19 protein-coding genes and 1 riboswitch are annotated in these 16,271 nt (G+C 72.0%); of the genes, 14 read left to right on the top strand and 5 right to left on the bottom strand.

Annotation, left to right across the window (positions count from 1 at the left end):
• Positions 1 to 4 precede the first annotated feature (4 nt).
• A complete protein-coding gene (gene thiE, locus QNA09_RS17730) occupies positions 5 to 694 on the bottom strand; it encodes a thiamine phosphate synthase (RefSeq protein WP_119699964.1) in 690 nt (229 codons plus the stop codon).
• Between the two features lie 26 nt (positions 695 to 720).
• Positions 721 to 833: riboswitch (TPP riboswitch) on the top strand.
• On the opposite strand from thiE, the gene thiO reads away from it, so the two are divergent.
• The 8 genes from thiO (at position 822) to QNA09_RS17690 (ending at position 8,081) form a co-directional block, all read left to right on the top strand.
• Positions 822 to 1,889, top strand: coding sequence for a glycine oxidase ThiO (thiO, locus tag QNA09_RS17725; protein ID WP_119700325.1), 1,068 nt, complete (start codon positions 822 to 824; stop codon positions 1,887 to 1,889). Its footprint overlaps the riboswitch before it by 12 nt.
• Positions 1,890 to 1,894: 5 nt before the next feature.
• Positions 1,895 to 2,110 (top strand): sulfur carrier protein ThiS, encoded by a 216-nt coding sequence (gene thiS, locus QNA09_RS17720; protein WP_162919330.1) that lies wholly within the window; start codon positions 1,895 to 1,897, stop codon positions 2,108 to 2,110.
• Positions 2,103 to 2,897 (top strand): thiazole synthase, encoded by a 795-nt coding sequence (locus QNA09_RS17715; protein ID WP_119699962.1) that lies wholly within the window; start codon positions 2,103 to 2,105, stop codon positions 2,895 to 2,897. The genes thiS and QNA09_RS17715 overlap by 8 nt, the downstream gene beginning before the upstream one ends.
• A gap of 291 nt (positions 2,898 to 3,188) precedes the next feature.
• On the top strand, positions 3,189 to 3,818 hold the full coding sequence (locus tag QNA09_RS17710) for an antibiotic biosynthesis monooxygenase (protein ID WP_017681282.1): 630 nt from the start codon (positions 3,189 to 3,191) through the stop codon (positions 3,816 to 3,818).
• A gap of 221 nt (positions 3,819 to 4,039) precedes the next feature.
• Positions 4,040 to 4,984 carry an ABC transporter ATP-binding protein gene (locus tag QNA09_RS17705; protein WP_026137892.1) on the top strand — a complete coding sequence of 315 codons (945 nt, stop codon included), beginning with the start codon at positions 4,040 to 4,042 and terminating at the stop codon, positions 4,982 to 4,984.
• Positions 4,981 to 5,790 (top strand): ABC transporter permease, encoded by an 810-nt coding sequence (locus tag QNA09_RS17700; RefSeq protein ID WP_010592236.1) that lies wholly within the window; start codon positions 4,981 to 4,983, stop codon positions 5,788 to 5,790. The genes QNA09_RS17705 and QNA09_RS17700 overlap by 4 nt, the downstream gene beginning before the upstream one ends.
• 13 nt (positions 5,791 to 5,803) lie before the next feature.
• A complete protein-coding gene (locus tag QNA09_RS17695; protein ID WP_190242316.1) occupies positions 5,804 to 7,264 on the top strand; it encodes a M20/M25/M40 family metallo-hydrolase in 1,461 nt (486 codons plus the stop codon).
• A complete protein-coding gene (locus QNA09_RS17690; RefSeq protein ID WP_119699961.1) occupies positions 7,257 to 8,081 on the top strand; it encodes an adenylate/guanylate cyclase domain-containing protein in 825 nt (274 codons plus the stop codon). Before QNA09_RS17695 ends, QNA09_RS17690 begins: the two co-directional genes overlap by 8 nt.
• On the opposite strand, the gene thiD is transcribed toward QNA09_RS17690, so the two are convergent.
• Positions 8,053 to 8,895 (bottom strand): bifunctional hydroxymethylpyrimidine kinase/phosphomethylpyrimidine kinase, encoded by an 843-nt coding sequence (thiD, locus tag QNA09_RS17685; RefSeq protein ID WP_010592233.1) that lies wholly within the window; start codon positions 8,893 to 8,895, stop codon positions 8,053 to 8,055. The two genes, QNA09_RS17690 and thiD, sit on opposite strands and share 29 nt — an antisense overlap.
• 211 nt (positions 8,896 to 9,106) lie before the next feature.
• On the opposite strand from thiD, the gene QNA09_RS17680 reads away from it, so the two are divergent.
• Positions 9,107 to 9,457, top strand: coding sequence for a GNAT family N-acetyltransferase (locus QNA09_RS17680; RefSeq protein WP_010592232.1), 351 nt, complete (start codon positions 9,107 to 9,109; stop codon positions 9,455 to 9,457).
• Positions 9,458 to 9,480: 23 nt separating this feature from the next.
• On the opposite strand, the gene QNA09_RS17675 is transcribed toward QNA09_RS17680, so the two are convergent.
• Genes QNA09_RS17675 through QNA09_RS17665 form a run of 3 tightly spaced genes read right to left on the bottom strand, consistent with a single transcriptional unit; the run spans position 9,481 to position 11,866 of the window.
• Positions 9,481 to 10,284 (bottom strand): exodeoxyribonuclease III, encoded by an 804-nt coding sequence (locus QNA09_RS17675; RefSeq protein WP_010592231.1) that lies wholly within the window; start codon positions 10,282 to 10,284, stop codon positions 9,481 to 9,483.
• A gap of 9 nt (positions 10,285 to 10,293) precedes the next feature.
• Positions 10,294 to 11,262: a GNAT family N-acetyltransferase gene (locus tag QNA09_RS17670; RefSeq protein WP_040270731.1), complete on the bottom strand. Its 969-nt coding sequence runs from the start codon at positions 11,260 to 11,262 to the stop codon at positions 10,294 to 10,296.
• A gap of 7 nt (positions 11,263 to 11,269) precedes the next feature.
• On the bottom strand, positions 11,270 to 11,866 hold the full coding sequence (locus tag QNA09_RS17665; protein WP_010592228.1) for a peptide deformylase: 597 nt from the start codon (positions 11,864 to 11,866) through the stop codon (positions 11,270 to 11,272).
• A gap of 134 nt (positions 11,867 to 12,000) precedes the next feature.
• Between QNA09_RS17665 and QNA09_RS17660 the strand changes: the two genes are divergently transcribed.
• From QNA09_RS17660 to QNA09_RS17640, 5 genes are all read left to right on the top strand, one after another.
• Entirely contained in the window at positions 12,001 to 12,360 is a 360-nt protein-coding gene (locus QNA09_RS17660; RefSeq protein ID WP_017681288.1) for a DUF3263 domain-containing protein, read from the top strand.
• Positions 12,361 to 12,408: 48 nt separating this feature from the next.
• Complete coding sequence (locus tag QNA09_RS17655; RefSeq protein WP_010592226.1) at positions 12,409 to 12,948, top strand: LytR C-terminal domain-containing protein; 540 nt, start codon at positions 12,409 to 12,411, stop codon at positions 12,946 to 12,948.
• A 59-nt stretch (positions 12,949 to 13,007) separates the two neighbouring features.
• Positions 13,008 to 13,658, top strand: coding sequence for a superoxide dismutase family protein (locus QNA09_RS17650; RefSeq protein WP_010592225.1), 651 nt, complete (start codon positions 13,008 to 13,010; stop codon positions 13,656 to 13,658).
• Positions 13,659 to 13,737: 79 nt separating this feature from the next.
• Entirely contained in the window at positions 13,738 to 14,859 is a 1,122-nt protein-coding gene (locus tag QNA09_RS17645; RefSeq protein ID WP_010592224.1) for a glutamate--cysteine ligase, read from the top strand.
• Between the two features lie 64 nt (positions 14,860 to 14,923).
• The gene (locus QNA09_RS17640; protein WP_040270740.1) at positions 14,924 to 16,255 is read left to right on the top strand and encodes a phosphatase PAP2 family protein; all 1,332 of its coding nucleotides are present in this window, start codon (positions 14,924 to 14,926) and stop codon (positions 16,253 to 16,255) included.
• Positions 16,256 to 16,271: the final 16 nt, after the last annotated feature.

Below are 16,271 nucleotides of genomic sequence, written 5' to 3'. Positions count from 1 at the left end.
ACCGTCAGCGGGGCAGCGCGGCCTTCAGCGCGGCCGCCGCGGTCCGCGGATTCGGTGCCGCGGTGATGGCGCGGACCACCGCGATGCGGGTGGCGCCGGCGTCGAGCACCTCGGGCAGCCGCTCGGCATCGATGCCGCCGATGGCGAACCACGGCCGCCGCGGCTGCGACCGGACCACCTCCCGCAGCACCTCGAGTCCCGCTGCGGTGCGACCCGGCTTGGTGGGGGTCTCCCACACCGGTCCGTTGGCGAAATAGTCGACACCGTCCTCGATGTCGGCGAGGCTGGCCTGGGCCCGGCTGGCGGTCGAGCGGCCGATCACCACGTCGTCGCCGAGGACCTGCCGGGCGTACCGCACCGGCAGGTCGCCCTGCCCGAGGTGCAGGATGTCGGCGCCGGCGGCCAGGGCGATGTCGGCGCGGTCGTTGACGGCCAGCAGGGCGCCGTGCCGGTGGCAGGCGGCGGCGAGCACCTCGAGTGCTTCGAGTTCCTCGCGCGCCTCGAGCGGGCCGAACTTCTTCTCGCCTGCCGAGCCCTTGTCGCGGAGCTGGACGATGTCGACACCGCCCGCAAGGGCCTCCTCGACGAATCGGGCCAGGTCGCCGGTGTCGCGACGGGCGTCGGTGCACAGGTAGAGCCGAGCCTGCGCGAGGCGTTCCCGGGGGGCGGGATGGTTGCCGCGGTAGGTAGTCACGGCGGAGACGGTAGTCTCTGCTCTGAACGAATCGACACGGGAGTCCCGGGGATCGCGGGGCTGAGAGGGGGCCTGCCGGCCCCGACCGTCAGCACCTGAACCGGATCATGCCGGCGCAGGGAGTGAGGTGGACGAACTGTTGGGAACCGTATCCGTTGTCGGCGGAGGCGTGATCGGGCTGTCGATCGCCTGGCGCGCGGCCCGGGCCGGCTGGACCGTGACCGTGTACGACCCGTCCCCGGGAGCCGGGGCGTCCTGGGTGGCCGGGGGGATGCTGGCGCCCTTGTCGGAGGGATGGCCGGGTGAGGAACACGTCCTCGAGCTGGGCGCCGCGTCGCTGGCCCGCTGGCCGGCGTTCGGCGCCGAGCTGCTGGGGGAGACCGGCCTCGACCTGTTCACCTCCACTGCATCGCTGACCGTCGCGCTGGACGCGGCCGACGCCGCCGACCTGCGCACGATCGCCGAGTGGGTGTCGGCCCAGGGATACGAGATGCGCGTGCTCGGCCGCGCCGAGGTGCGCGAACTCGAGCCGTCGCTCGGCCCGCGCATCCGTCTCGGGCTGCTGGCCCCGGACGAGCTGGCCGTGGACAACCGGGTTCTCGTCGACGCGCTGCGACGGGCGGCCGCCGCGGCCGGGGTCACCTTCGTCGACGAGCCGGTCCGTGACGTCACGGACCTGGACGCCGACCGGGTGGTGCTCGCGGCCGGCGCCGCCTCGGCGCGGCTGTGGCCGGCCTTGCCGGTGCGGCCGGTCAAGGGGGAGATCCTGCGGTTGCGGACCCGTCCGGGCGCGGCTCCCGCCCCACACCGGACGGTCCGCGGCAGCGTGCACGGCCGGCCCGCGTACCTGGTGCCGCGCGCGGACGGGTTCGTCGTCGGCGCAACCCAGTACGAGGCCGACGACACGCAGGTCACCGTCGCGGGGGTGCGGGATCTCATCGCCGACGCCGAGACGCTGTTCCCGGCGATCGGCGAGTACGAGCTGTACGAGGCGAGTGCGGGCCTGCGACCCGTGAGCCCGGACAACCTGCCGCTGATCGGCCGGCTGTCCGAGCGGGTGATCGCCGCGACCGGGCACGGTCGCAACGGTGTGCTGCTGACCCCGGTCACGGCGGACGCGGTGGTCGCGGAGCTCGCGGACGAACCGCTCGCTGTGGCGAAATATGCTGATCCGCAACGATTTACCGAGGAGTGAGTGTGATGAACGGTGCGCCGACGGTGGGAGTCACGGTCAATGGGGAGGAGCGCTGGTTCGCCGAGGCGCCGACGATGGCCGAGTTGCTGAGCGGGCTCGGGCTGCCCGACAGGGGGGTCGCCGTCGCCGTGGACGGTGCCGTCTTCCCCCGGGGACGCTGGTCCGAGCGCGTCGAGAAGGGCTGGCAGATCGAGGTGCTGACGGCGGTGCAGGGTGGCTGAGCGCGACTTCGGCCCCGACCCCGGCCACGACCTGCCGCCCCTGACGATCGCCGGACGCAGCTTCGCCTCGCGGCTGATCACCGGCACCGGTGGGGCCGCGAATCTCGCCGTGCTCGAGGAGGCCCTCGTCGCCTCCGGCACCGAACTGACCACCGTGGCGATGCGCCGGGTGGACGCGGCGTCCGGGACCGGCGTGCTCGATCTGCTGCGCCGCCTCGACATCGCGCCGCTGCCCAACACCGCCGGCTGCCGCGGCGCCGCCGAGGCGGTGCTCACCGCGCAACTCGGTCGCGAGGCGCTCGGGACGGACTGGGTCAAGCTCGAGGTCGTCGCCGACGAACGCACGCTGCTGCCCGACGCGATCGAACTCGTCTCGGCCGCCGAACAACTCGTCGACGACGGGTTCGTCGTGCTGCCCTACACCAACGACGATCCGGTGCTGGCGCGACGGCTCGAGGACGTCGGCTGTGCCGCCGTGATGCCGCTCGGCTCGCCCATCGGCACGGGGCTGGGCATCTCCAACCCGCACCACATCGAGATGATCGTCGAGGCCGCCGGGGTGCCGGTGATCCTCGACGCGGGCATCGGTACCGCGTCCGACGCCGCGCTCGCGATGGAACTCGGGTGCGACGCGGTGCTGCTGGCGACCGCGGTGACCCGGGCGAAGGACCCGGCGCTCATGGCGTCGGCGATGCACCACGCCGTCGAGGCGGGCTTCCGGGCCCGGCACGCGGGCCGCATCCCGAAGCGGTTCTGGGCGCAGGCCTCGTCGCCGCTCGAACCCTGAGGCGACCGGATGTGAGGCGGTGACGGTCGGTTTCTCGACGGACCCGGGGGTGCCGCACGCGTCGCGGCACCCCCGGCCTCGTCGAGGGCGGAGAACGGTCGTGCACGGGGGGCACTGCCCGCGCTCGCAGGGCGGCAGCGGCGGCGGACGAAGGTCGTGCGAAACCGGTCGCCGCGCAATGCCGGCGCCCGCCGCCCGCCTATTGCCTCCAGCGGATCGGGGGAGCAAGGTGAAACCCGGGGGGACGACAACGACCGGCGGCGCCGCGTCGGCACCGCCCTGAGGAGAAGGGTGCCGATCGTGTTCGCACGCTCGACCACAATTCACGCGCATCCGTCGTACATCGACGCCGGGATCCGGCACGTACGCGACACCGTGATGCCCACGCTGGCAGACATCGAGGGCTGCCTCGGCATGTCCCTGCTCATCGATCGCGGCACGGGCCGGTGCATCGCGACCAGTTCGTGGCGGGACGAGGACTCGATGCGCGCCAGCGAGGACCCGGTGCGCATGCTCCGTGACGACGCGGCCAGGATCTTCCACGGCACCACGGAGGTGTCGCGGTGGGAGATCGCCGTCGTGCATCGCGACCACCGTTCGGATCGCGGGGCCTGGTGCCGGGTCACGTGGGTCGAGACCGATCCGGCGCACATGGACCGCGGCGTCGACCTGTGGAAGATGGGCGCACTGCCCGAGCTGGAGGAACTCGACGGGTTCTGCAGCGCCAGCCTGATGATCGACCGCGCATCCGGCCGCGGGGTGTCGTCGGTGACGTTCGACAGCGCCGAGGCGATCGAACCCCACAGGGAACGCCTCGACGGTATCCGGGCCGCAGTGACTCGCGAGGCGGGCGCGGAGATACTCGACACCTGCGAATTCGAGCTCGCCATCGCGCACCTGCACGTCCCCGAGACGGTGTGAACCGCAGGCTCGGGACCGGTCGTCCTCGATCCGGCGAAGTCTCGTCGCCGGCCGAAATGTCGCCCTGGCCGGAGTGAGCGCGGTGCGGGGTCTTCGGTCCGGACGGACCTGCGCGGTCGCGGGTGGGACTCGCGCCTGCTGAACCGTGGCGGTGGGTGAGTGTCGGGGCGGAGGACGACCCCGCGCGGCGCGATCCGGCCGAATCGGGCAGGCTGTGGGTCATGATCGAAGTGACCGGACTGACGAAGACCTTCGGTTCCACCGTCGCCGTCGACGACGTGACGTTCACCGTCCGGCCGGGGATCGTCACCGGATTCCTCGGCCCCAACGGTGCCGGGAAATCCACGACGATGCGGATGATCCTCGGCCTCGACCGGCCCACCGCCGGGACCGCGCTGATCGGCGGCGTCCCCTACCGCCAGCTGAAGCGGCCGCTGCGGACCGTCGGTGCCTTGCTGGATGCGCGCTGGGTGCACCCGAACCGGTCGGCGCGGGCCCACCTGCGCTGGCTCGCCGCATCCAACGGGCTGCCGAACTCGCGGGTCGAGGAGGTGCTCGCGCTCGTCGGCCTGACCGAGGTGGCCGACAAGCGCGCGGGCGGCTTCTCGCTCGGCATGTCGCAGCGGCTGGGACTGGCCGGCGCGCTGCTCGGGGATCCGAAGGTGCTGTTGTTCGACGAGCCCGTCAACGGCCTCGACCCCGAGGGCATCGTGTGGATCCGCCGATTCATGCAGGCCCTCGCGGCGGAGGGGCGCACCGTGCTCGTGTCGAGCCACCTGCTGTCGGAGATGGCGCAGACCGCGGATCATCTGCTGGTGATCGGCCGGGGCCGGCTCATCGCGGACACGTCCGTCGCGGAGTTCGTCGAGCGGGCGTCGGAGGCGACGGTGCGGGTGCGCAGCCCGCAGCTCGACACCCTCCGCACGGCACTGGCCGGGCAGGGCCACGCCGTCCGGGACGACGACGGCGCGCTGATCGTCAGCGGCGTCACCACCGCGCAGGTCGGGGAGCTCGCCGCCACGCACTCGGTCGTGCTGCACGAGCTGGCGAGCCGGAACGCCTCGCTCGAGGAGGCGTTCATGAAACTGACCGGAGACGACGTGGAGTACCAGGGAGCCGTGGCCGGAGACCCGGCCGTGCAGCCCATGAAGGGGGAGCTGCGATGAGCGTGGCCGTCGACAACACCGGGGCGGCGAGCGTGGCCGTGGACACCGTCAAGGCGGAACGGATCAAACTCACCTCCACCCAGTCGCCGTGGTGGTGCACCGTCGTGATCGTCGCGCTCGGCCTGGGCCTCGCCGCGATCCTCGGCGCCGCCTCCAAGGCGAGCATGTCCGTCGACGACGAGATGGGCCGGTTCTACCCGACCGTGGACGTCGCGGTCAGCGGCGTCGCCGGCTTCGGCGTGCTCGTGCTGATGATCCTCGCGGCGCTGTCGGTGACGAGCGAGTACCGGTTCGGGGTCATCCGCACCACGTTCCAGGCGATGCCGAACCGCAGCGTCGTGCTCGTCGTCAAGGCGCTGCTGATCGGGCTGTTCGGCGCGGTGCTCACCGGCGTGCTGGCGCTCGCGTCGTTCGCCCTCGCCAAGGCCCTCGCGGGCCCGGAGGCCGGGCGGGAACTCGTCCTCGAGGGCGACCAGGCCTGGCGGTCGATCTACGGCGTCTCGATCTACGCGCTGCTGTGCGCAGTGCTCGCCGTCGCCGTCGGGGCGCTGCTGCGCCAGTCCGCCGGCACCATCGCGCTGCTGTTGCTGTGGCCGCTGCTGATCGAGTCGCTGTTCGCCTTGTTCGGTTCGTTCGGCCGGCAGGTGCAGCCCTTCCTGCCGTTCGCCAATGCCAACCACTTCCTCGGCAGCGATCAGGGCATCGACTTCCACTGGGGACCGTGGGGTTCGCTGGTGTACTTCGCGGTGTTCGTCGCCGTGGTGTTCGCGGCCGCGCTGGTCGTGGTGAACCGGCGCGACGCGTGAGTATCCTCGGCGGATGAACCGGGGAGCGCGGGTACGGGCCGGGGGCGTCGCTGCAGCGATCGTGCTGCTGGCGGCGGCATGTTCGGAGGAGCCACCGCCACCACCACCGGTGGATCCGGCCGCGCTGGCGCAGGCCGTGGGAATCGATGCGGTGGTCGGGCATCTCACCGAACTCGACCGCATCGCCACCGAGCACGACGGCAACCGCGCCGTGGGCACCGCCGGCTACGACGCGAGCGTGGACTACGTCGCCGGCCGGCTGCGCGACGCCGGATTCGACGTGCAGACCCCGGAGTTCGACGTCCGCAGTTTCGACGTCGAGGCCGAGACCCTGACCGTCGCCGGCGCGCCGGTGCCGGTCCGGGCCCTCGAGTTCTCGCCGTCGACCGGTCCGGACGGACTCACCGCCCGCCTCGTGCCGGTGCCCGCCGACGACACGCCCGGGTGCGAGGCCTCCGACTACGAGGGGCTCGACGTCTCCGGTGCCGTCGTGCTCGTCACCCGCGGGGTGTGCCCGTTCTCCGTCAAGCAGCAGGTCGCTGCGGAACGGGGGGCGGCGGCGCTCCTCGTCGCCAACAACGAGGACGGTGCGCTCACCGGCGCGACGCTCGGCGAGGAGGGCGACGACCGCGTGCCCGCCGCGGGGATCAGCGGCGCCGACGGCCGCGCGCTCGCCGCTGCCCCCGCCACCGTGACCCTCCTCCTCGACACCCGCATCGAGAGCGTGCGCTCGCGCAACGTGCTCGCGCAGACCGCCACGGGCTCGACCGACGACGTGGTCGTCGTCGGCGCCCACCTCGACAGCGTCCCGGAGGGCCCGGGCGTCAACGACAACGGCACCGGCGTCGCTGCGGTGCTCGAGACGGCGCTGCAACTCGGCAGCGAACCGGGCGTCACCAACGCGGTGCGGTTCGCGTTCTGGGGCGCCGAGGAGGTCGGGCTGGTCGGCTCCACCGACTACGTGGCCTCCCTGGACGACGCCGGCCGCGAGGACATCGCCCTGTACCTGAACTTCGACATGCTCGGCTCGCCCAATCCGGGATACCTCGTCTACGACGGCGACGACTCCGACGCGGTGGGCACCGGTCCGGGACCGGAGGGCTCGGCGGGCATCGAGCGCACGTTCCTGGCCTACCTGACCTCGCGCGGCATCGCCGCCGACGGCACCGATTTCGACGGGCGCTCCGACTACGGGCCGTTCGTGGACGCGGGCATCCCCGCGGGCGGTGTGTTCTCCGGTGCCGACGACCGCAAGACCCCGGAGCAGGCGCAGAAGTGGGGCGGCACGGGCGAGGAACCGTTCGACCCGAACTACCACAGCCCGCAGGACACGCTCGCGAACATCGACCGGGCGGCACTCGCCGTCGCCGCCTCGGCCGTCGGATACGGGGTCGGCACGTATGCGCGGGCCGTCACGGGACCGGACGGGGTTCCGGTCGGACCGCAACGCACCGAGGTCCGATCCGATGGATGAGACACCGGGGTTCGGTCGTCGCCTCGTGGACCGATTCGCGGCCGTCGACCGGCGGCCCGAACTGGTCCGGCTGGCCCGGCGGCTGCGACGCACCCTGCCCGGCGACCCCGGCTTCGGCGATCCGTTGTCCACGGCGGGGACCAGCGGGCCGCAGGCGGTCGCGCGGCTGGCCGGGAGGTGGCGAGACGTCGACGAGCCGAGCGCGGTGCACGAACTCGGCTTCGGCGTGCTGCAGGCGTGGCAGGCGCTGCTCGAACGCACCGGCGCCGGGCGCGGCGACCGGGAGGTCACCGTGGTCTTCACCGACCTCGTGGGATTCTCGACGTGGTCCCTCGCCGCGGGCGACGTCGCCACCCTCGACCTGCTGCGGCGCGTCGCCTGGGCACTGGAGCCGGCGTTCACCGACCGTGGCGGCACCATCGTCAAACGGCTCGGCGACGGTCTGATGGTGGTGTTCGACCGGCCGGAACGGGCGCTGGAAGCGATCTTCGCGGCCCGAGCCGCCCTGACCGAGGTGACCGTGGACGGCTACCGGCCACGGATCCGGGTCGGCGCTCACACCGGCCTGCCCCGGCGGATCGGCAGCGACTGGCTGGGCGTCGATGTCACCGTCGCGGCCCGCATGATGGAGCTCGCCGGGAACGGGCACGTGGTGGTGTCGTCCGCGACGCTCGACGCCTTGCCGCCCGGCGCGGTCGACGCGCTCGGTCTCGAGGTGCGCCCGCATCGGCGTGGGCTGTTCACCTCGGCCCCCAAGGGTGTGCCGCCCGAACTCGGGATCTGGCGGGTCAGGACTGCAGTCGCCACAGGGGGTTGACCGGGCCGTGCCCGGCGCCGAGGTCGTACGACCACTCGAGGCACCGGGTGACCCACTCCTTGCCGAACGCGACGGCGTCGGGCACCGACCACCCGTGGGCCAGGGCCGACGCGATCGCCGCGGCGAGCGTGTCGCCGCCGCCGTGGTCGTTGCCGGTGTCGATGCGGGGACTGGTGAACTCGAGAAAACGATCCCCGTCGAACAGCAGGTCGGTGCTGACCTCGGAGGTGCGCAGGTGCCCGCCCTTGACGACGGCCCACTGGGCGCCGAGGTCGTGCAGCGCCTCGGCGGCGCGCCGCGCGGAAGCGTCGTCGACGACCTCGATACCGGTGATGAGCCGCACCTCGTCGAGGTTCGGCGTGACCACGGTGGCCTGCGGGATCAGGGTGTGCCGCACCGCGTCGAGGGCCTCCGCGTGCAGCAGGGGATCGCCGTGCATCGACGCGCACACCGGGTCGACCACGAGCGGTACCGGCCGGTCCCGGCCGATGCCGACCTCGGTGCACACCGCGGCGACCGCCTCGATGATCCCGGTGGAGGCGAGCATGCCGGTCTTGGCGCCCGAGACCCCGATGTCCTCCACCACGCAGCGCACCTGCGCGGCCACCGTCTCGGGCGGGATCTCGTGAAAGCCGCTGACGCCCACGGAGTTCTGCACGGTCACGGCCGCGACGGCGACGCAGGCGTGCACGCCGCACATCGCCATGGTGCGCGAGTCGGCCTGGATCCCGGCCCCACCCCCCGAATCGGTGCCGGCGATGGTGAGGGCACGGACCGGGGTTCGGCCCTTCGGGGGCAGGGGCAGCAGCTTCACGGCTGCGACCCTACCGATCCGGTCCGATTGCCGGCCCGGCCCCCCGGCTCGGATCCCGGCCGCGCGTGCGGCCGCCGATGTGCGCTGCCACACCGGCGCGGCACCGTCCCGGGGCAACGTCCAGTTTTGTCTCACACGTCTCGGCAGATGCACCCTGCATGCTCTATAGTGGCGTAGGTCACAGTTCGGTTACGGCACCACGGAGGGGATCATGCTCGTCAACTCGCCGCGCACCGAGGTGACCGACAACAAGGATCAGAACCGCTTCGAGCTACGCCTGAACGGGGATCTTGTCGGGATCCTCGGGTATTTCGACACGGATCGTCCCTCCGGCGTGCCCGGACGCAACCATCCCGTCGTCGATTTCCTGCACACCGTCATCGTCGAGGACTTCGGGCACCGTGGGCTCGCGGGCGTTCTCGTGGGCCGCTCCCTGGATCTCGCGCGCGAGCGGGGCTGGCGGGTCCGTCCCGTGTGCACCTATGTGCAGCGCTTCCTCACCGCCCACCCCGAGTATCGGGACGTCGTGCTGCCCCTCGAGCCGGCCGCCGGTCGTCGCTGACGCCGGGCCGGGGACCGGACGTCTCAGTCCGCGAGGTCGACGACGACCGGCGCGTGGTCGCTCGCCCCCTTGCCCTTGCGCTCGTTGCGGTCGATCTCCGCGCCGGCCACACGCGCCGCGAGCGCCGGGGAACCGAGGACGAAGTCGATCCGCATGCCCTGACGCTTCGGGAATCGGAGCTGGGTGTAGTCCCAGTAGGTGTACACCCCCGGGCCCGGGGCGTGCGGGCGCACCACATCGGTGAAGCCGCTGTCGAGGAACGCGCGGAACGCCTCCCGTTCCGGCTCCGACGTGTGGGTCTTCCCCTCGAAGAACGCCGGATCCCACACATCCTCGTCGGTGGGCGCGATGTTCCAGTCGCCGACGAGCGCGATCTGCGTCTGCGGGTCGGCGGCGAGCCAGGCCTGGGCGTCGGCGCGCAGCTTCGCGAGCCACTCGAGCTTGTAGACGTAGTGGGGATCGGCCAGTTCGCGGCCGTTGGGCACGTACAGGCTCCACACCCGCACCCCGCCGCACGTCGCGCCGATCGCCCGGGCCTCCTGCGCCGGGTCGGCGTCCGGGTCCTTGGTGAATCCGGGCTGGTCCTCGAACCCGATCTGCACGTCGTCGAGACCGATGCGGGAGGCGATGGCCACGCCGTTCCACTGGGAGAGCCCGACGTGTGCGACCCGGTAGCCGAGCTCTTCGAACCGCTCGTACGGAAACTGCTCGTCCTTGCACTTGGTCTCCTGCATGGCGAGCACATCGGTGCCCGACCGCTGCAACCAGTCGAGGATCCGGTCGGCACGGGCACGGACGGAGTTCACGTTCCAGGTAGCAAGACGCACGGTCCCACTCTAGGCGAGCGGGCGGACAGGTTCCGTCGCGTACCGGTAGCGATGGTGCTCGACGAATCCGAGCGCCCGGTACAGGCCCCGGGCGGCGTCGTTGTCCGCTGCGACCTGCAGGTATGCGTGGGTGGCGCCGTGGTCGCGTCCCCACTGCAGCAGGGCGCCGCACACGAGCGTGCCGAGGCCGTGCCGGCGGTGTGCGGCGGCCACCTCCACGGCGGTCAGCCCCACCCAGCGCCGCCCGTCGGGGGCATCGGTGACCGCGGCACGGGCGATCGCCAGGGTCGCGGTGTCGCTGCCGATACGGCCGAACCCCAGCGCGCCGCCCAGGACGGACTCGACGACCGCCCGGCCCTCGGCGGGCACCGGAGCACCGCGATACCGGTACAGCGACAGCCAGCCGGCGTCCGGGCGGGGGCTCACGGCCACGGGGGTGGTGACACCGGGCAGTGGCACGTTGTCGAGGTCGGCGGCCAGCACCTGCACCTCGTCGCTCGGGGTCCATCCGTGCGGGATGCGCGCGAGCCGGTCCGGCAGCAGGAGCCGCAGCGGCAGGCCCCGTTCCGCGAACCACCCGCGCATCCGGGCGTGCACGTCCGGGTCGAGGGGGTCCGCGACCGTGCCCGGGTCGCCCAGCGGCGTGGCGGAGTTCGCACGACCGGTGAAGCCGGCGCCGGCCCGCAGGAGCCAACCGTCGATCCAGCCCTGCTCGAGCCCGGGCCAGGCGGCGGCTGCGGCGTTCTCGAGGGCGCGGATCTCGCCGGTGCGGATCGGGCGGGCGCCGAGTGCCTTGAGCGCCACCACGGCGTCGGGCGCGACCTGCACGAGACGGCTGTCGGCGGTGCGGACCACCACCGCCGGGTCGAGGGCGACCAGTTCCCCGATCACGTCGGTCATCGGGTGGCTGTACCCGGCGGGCAGCCGGTAGCGCAGCACCACCCGGGTGCCGACGGGCACGGGCTGCTCGGTCGTCACCGGGGCGTCAGTCCTCGTCGTCGTGGCCGAACGGGTCCTCGACCGTTCCCGGCACCCAGCTCAGGCCGGGCACGCCCCATCCGGCCCGCTTGATGGTCTTCTTCGCGGCCCGGGCGTTGCGACCGATGAGCTTGTCGACGTACAGGTAGCCGTCGAGGTGGCCGACCTCGTGCTGCAGCATCCGGGCGAAGAAGCCGTGGCCCTCGATCTCGACCGGGTCGCCCTGGGCGTCGGTGCCGGTGACCTTCGCCCACTCGGCGCGCCCGGTGGGGAACTGCTCGCCGGGGACCGACAGGCATCCCTCGACGTCGTCGTCGGGGTCGGGCATGGTCTCGGGGATCTCCGACGTCTCGAGCACCGGGTTGATCACCTCGCCGCGGCGGCGGACCACGGTGCCGGACTCGTCCAGGTCGGGGCAGTCGTAGACGAACAGCCGCAGGTCGACTCCGACCTGGTTGGCGGCCAGGCCGACGCCGTTCGCCGCGTCCATCGTCTCGTACATGTCGGCGATCAGCTGGGCCAGTTCGGCCGGCGACTGGGTGACCGGTTTCGTCGGGTGATGCAGGACGGGGTCACCGACGATCCGGATCGGAAGTATTGCCATGGTGCAAGAGGATAGTGGGCGGGACTCGCCCGTCCGTTGAGCCGGTACCTGTCGTACCACCGTGGTTGAATTGCCCTCGGAAACACCCGGGTCCGATCGGATGCCGGTGTGATTCGAGGCAGTCGAGGAGTGAGATGGACGGCGCAGCAGCGCATATCGGTAACGAATCCGAGCAGGTTTCCGACCGGAGCAACCACGCCGAGAACAACCCCGCCGTCGTGGATCCGGCGGGCACGGACGGTCTGTCTCGCCGCGAACGCGACATCCTCGCTTTCGAACGGCAATGGTGGAAGTACGCGGGTGCCAAGGAAGAGGCGATCAAGGAGCTCTTCGGTCTGTCCGCGACCCGTTACTACCAGGTCCTCAACGCCCTGGTGGACCGGCCGGAGGCCCTGGCGGCGGACCCCATGCTCGTCAAGCGGTTGCGGCGCCTGCGCGCGAGCCGGCAGAAGGCCCGGGCCGCGCGCCGGCTCGGGTTCGAGATCACCACGTAGTGCGAGTACGACGGTGCTCCGGCGGACGCGGCAACTAAGGTCGACAGCGTGAGCACAACCTCGGAATCGTCGGGTCCGCCGCTGCGAGCGCTCGCGATGGTGCTGATCTCTCTCGCCATCCTCTTCGCGGGCCTCGGCCTGGCCTCGCTCGGAAGCTCCGATTCCGAGGGCTCTGCTCCCGAGCCTGCGACCGAACCGGCCGCCGCGCCGGCGACCACCTCCGTGACGTCGGCGCCGTTCGCCGCGACCTCGGCGCGGACGACGACCGCCGGCGCGACGACGACGGTCTCCGCCACCACCTCCCCCGGGACTGCCGCCGCACCGGTACGGGTGTTCAACAACAGCAACGTCTCCGGGCTCGCCGCCCAGACGGCCGGCCTGCTCGAGGACGAGGGATTCACCGTCTCGGAGACGGGCAACTACAGCGACGGCGTGATCGAATCCACGTCCGTGTACTACGGCACGGGTCCGGGGGAGCGGCAGACCGCCGAGGCGGTGGCCGAGGCGCTGGGGGTGACGGCGCAGCCGCGCTTCGCCGGGATCGAGGACTCCGCGCCCGGGGTCATCGTCATCGTCACCTCACCGTGAGGGCGTCCGCCGCCCGGTTATGATCGGGTGACTTTTCGCCACTTCGAAGGAGCGGTTTGATGGCCTCGAGTTCCACCCGTCGCATGTCCTGGCGTGCCCTGGCCCCGATCGTCGCGATCGCTGCGGTGGGCCTGAGCGCGTGCTCGAACAGCGAGGAGCCGAGCGACACCCCCGGCACCACCCCGCCGGTGTGGACGGGTTCCCCCGCCCCGGAAGGTGCCGACGAGGCCCACGGCGGCGGCGCCGTCCCGGGCGAGGCCACGGCGGGCGCATCGGGTAGCCACGGCGGCGGCGCGGACAACTCCGCCGAACTGCGGACCCCGGCCGGCGAGGCCGCCGGCACGGTCACCTTCACCGAGGTCGACGGGGGTATCGAGGTCACGGTCGACCTCGAGGGCATGCCGGCCGGCTACCGCGGCGTCCACGTCCACGAGGTCGGCAAGTGCGAGACCAACTCCACCGCACCGACCGGAGGCGAGCCCGGCAACTACCTGTCCGCGGGCGGGCATCTGCAGGCCGGCGGCAACACCAGCGTCCCCGAGAGCGGGGACCTCGGCGCGGTCGTGGTGCGCGAGGACGGCACCGGGTCGCTGACCGTCACCACCGAGGAGTTCACCCTCGACGACCTGCAGGGCGGGGACGGCACCGCCGTCGTCGTCCACCAGGAAACCGCCGCGGGTGAGCGTCTCGCCTGCGGCGTCGTCTCCTGACGGCGACCTCCCGACACTGCCATCCACAGGGCCCCGGCGACCGGCGACGGTCACCGGGGCCCTGTGGTTGGATCGACTCGTGCCCGTACCGTTTCCCGGTTCGCCCCGCCCGACCCTCGGCGTCGAGTGGGAGATCGCGCTGGTGGACAAGAAGACCCGCGACCTGTCCAACACCGCCGCCGTCGTCTTCGACGCGGTCGAGCGGCGTGCCGGTCAGACCCCGCGGCTCACCAAGGAGTTCCTCCGCAACACCGTCGAGCTCGTCACCGATGTGCACGACACCGTCGCCGAGGCCGTCGACGACCTCGCCGAGTCCCTCGACCTGTTGCGCACGGCTGCCGATCCTGCGGGTGTGGATCTGATCTGCGCCGGCACCCACCCGTTCGGGCAGTGGACCGACCAGGTCGTCACCCGGTCCCCGGACTACGACGAGATGATCGAGCGCACCCGCTGGTGGGGCCGGCAGATGCTCATCTGGGGGGTGCACGTCCACGTCGGTGTCTCCTCCGCCGAGAAGGTCATCCCGATCCTCAATGCGCTGCTGGTGAAGTACCCGCACATGCTGGCCCTGTCGGCGTCCTCGCCGATCTGGGCGGGCGTGGACACCGGTTACGCGAGCAACCGTGCCCTGATGTTCCAGCAGCTGCCGACGGCCGGGCTGCCGTACCACTTCGAGAGCTGGGCACAGTACGAGAGCTTCATCGAGGATCAGCTCAAGTCCGGTGTCATCACGAAACCGGGCGGCATGCACTGGGACATCCGTCCGTCGCCGAGGTGGGGCACCATCGAGATCCGGGTGTTCGACGGCATCACCAACAAGGCCGAGCTGGCCGCCCTCGTCGCGCTCGTGCACTCGCTCGTCGTGTACTACGACGAACGGCTCGAGCAGGGCGAGCAGCTACCCACCCTGCAGCCGTGGCACGTCAAGGAGAACAAGTGGCGTGCCGCCCGCTACGGCCTCGAGGCCGAGGTGATCCTCGACCCGGTGTGCCATGAACGGCTCGTCACCGACGACCTGAACGATCTGCTCGAACAGCTCACCCCCACGGCAGTGCGGCTCGGCTGCGCGGACGAACTCGCCCAGGTGGCGCAGATCCCCGTGCGGGGGGCCTCCTACCAGCGGCAACGCCGGATCGCGGAGCAGACCGGCGGCGACCTCGTCGCCGTGGTGGATTCGCTGGTGGAGGAACTGCGGGCCTGATCCGGCGGCCGCGTTCCCGCGCAGTTCACGCGCTGTTTACCATGTGTCGGTGTCGATCCGAGAGGTGGAGCGCCCGAAGGCGCAGCCGGCGCATGTGCCGCAACTGTTCGTTCCCCTCGCTCTGATCGGCGCGATTCTCGGGGTCCTCGTGGCCGAGGCGGTCGCGCGGTACAGCGGGTTCCCCGGGCCCATCCCGGGACTCGTCGGTGACGTCGTCGGCGTCCCGACGTCGGCGTCCGTGCCGTGGGCCGGTCTCGCGTTGGCGATGGTGGGGCTGACCACGCGCCTGCGGGTCGTCTCCCTCACTGCCGCGGTGCTGCTCGACGCGGCGTTCGCGGCCGAGCGGTACCTCACCGGTGGACCCCTGACGGCGGGGAACGGGCCGACGATCGTGCTCGTGCTGCTCGCCGGATACGCCGCGGTCGCGTTGCAGGGCGGCCCCCGGCGAGGTGCGCTGCGCGGCATCGCCCTCGGTGTGCTGCTCGTGCTCTCCGTCAAGATCGGCGACACCTGGCTCGAGCTGACCGCGCGGACCCGGCCGGAGGTGCTCGACGAGTACGTCCAGCTCGCCGACCACGCGCTGGGCAATCCGTCGTGGCTGGCCGGTCAGGTCCTCGAATGGCTCGGACCCGGGGTGTACGCCGTGCTGCACTGGGTGTACATCGAACTGCCCGTCGCGGCGATCGTCGTCGCCGTCTACCAGCTCCGCCACGTCGGCGGGGGCCGCCCCTGGCCCGCGCACCACCTGGTGCGCACCTTCCTGCTCATCGGCCTGGTGGGCCCACTGATCTACATGCTGTTCCCGGTGGTGGGCCCGATCTTCGCATTCGGCGACCACGGTGAGGGCTGGCAGGTGGGGACCTTCTGGCCGGGTGCGGTGCCGTGGAATCCCGACCCGCAGCCGATCCCGTTCGACACGATCACCCCGCGCAACTGCATGCCGAGCCTGCACACCGCGTGGGCGCTGGCGCTGTTCCTGCACACCCGCGGCGGCCCCGGCTGGCTGCGGCTCCTCGGCACCGGATGGCTCGGGTGCACGCTCGCCGCCACGCTGGGCTTCGGCTACCACTACGGCGTGGACCTCGTCTCCGGCGCGGTGCTGTGCCTGACACTCGAGGCGGCGCTGCGCGACCCCGACCGCGGATGGGGCTGGTTCCGCATCAGGCTCGTCGCGGGCGGTACGGCGGTGCTGGCCGCGCAGCTGGCGGCCTACCGGTACCTGCCGCACCTCATGGCGGAGCACGCGCTGCTCGCCGGGCCCCTGCTGATCGGTTCGCTGGTGGTGGTGGCGGTGGCCTTCCACGTCACGTTCGCAGGCACCGGCGCGTACCCCGAGGGCGCTCGATCCGGATCCGGTGCACCGTCCCGGGCGGACAAGACGAACGAGGCCGCGTGACGTCGGCGTCGACCCG

It is taken from the genome of Rhodococcus sp. AH-ZY2 (assembly GCF_030916465.1).
In the GTDB taxonomy this organism is placed as follows: Bacteria; Actinomycetota; Actinomycetes; order Mycobacteriales; family Mycobacteriaceae; genus Rhodococcus; species Rhodococcus ruber.
The sequence above is the reverse complement of the archived record's forward strand: the minus strand, read 5'-3'. Positions and strand labels throughout refer to the sequence as shown.

What these genes read in the sequence shown, in the direction of transcription:
- thiS (WP_162919330.1), top strand. Translation starts at nt 1,895, where the DNA reads ATGAACGGTGCGCCGACGGTGGGAGTCACGGTCAATGGGGAGGAGCGC.
- QNA09_RS17705 (WP_026137892.1), top strand. Translation starts at nt 4,040, where the DNA reads ATGATCGAAGTGACCGGACTGACGAAGACCTTCGGTTCCACCGTCGCC.
- QNA09_RS17700 (WP_010592236.1), top strand. Translation starts at nt 4,981, where the DNA reads ATGAGCGTGGCCGTCGACAACACCGGGGCGGCGAGCGTGGCCGTGGAC.
- QNA09_RS17695 (WP_190242316.1), top strand. Translation starts at nt 5,804, where the DNA reads ATGAACCGGGGAGCGCGGGTACGGGCCGGGGGCGTCGCTGCAGCGATC.
- QNA09_RS17690 (WP_119699961.1), top strand. Translation starts at nt 7,257, where the DNA reads ATGGATGAGACACCGGGGTTCGGTCGTCGCCTCGTGGACCGATTCGCG.
- QNA09_RS17680 (WP_010592232.1), top strand. Translation starts at nt 9,107, where the DNA reads ATGCTCGTCAACTCGCCGCGCACCGAGGTGACCGACAACAAGGATCAG.
- QNA09_RS17665 (WP_010592228.1), bottom strand. Translation starts at nt 11,866, where the DNA reads ATGGCAATACTTCCGATCCGGATCGTCGGTGACCCCGTCCTGCATCAC.
- QNA09_RS17660 (WP_017681288.1), top strand. Translation starts at nt 12,001, where the DNA reads ATGGACGGCGCAGCAGCGCATATCGGTAACGAATCCGAGCAGGTTTCC.
- QNA09_RS17650 (WP_010592225.1), top strand. Translation starts at nt 13,008, where the DNA reads ATGGCCTCGAGTTCCACCCGTCGCATGTCCTGGCGTGCCCTGGCCCCG.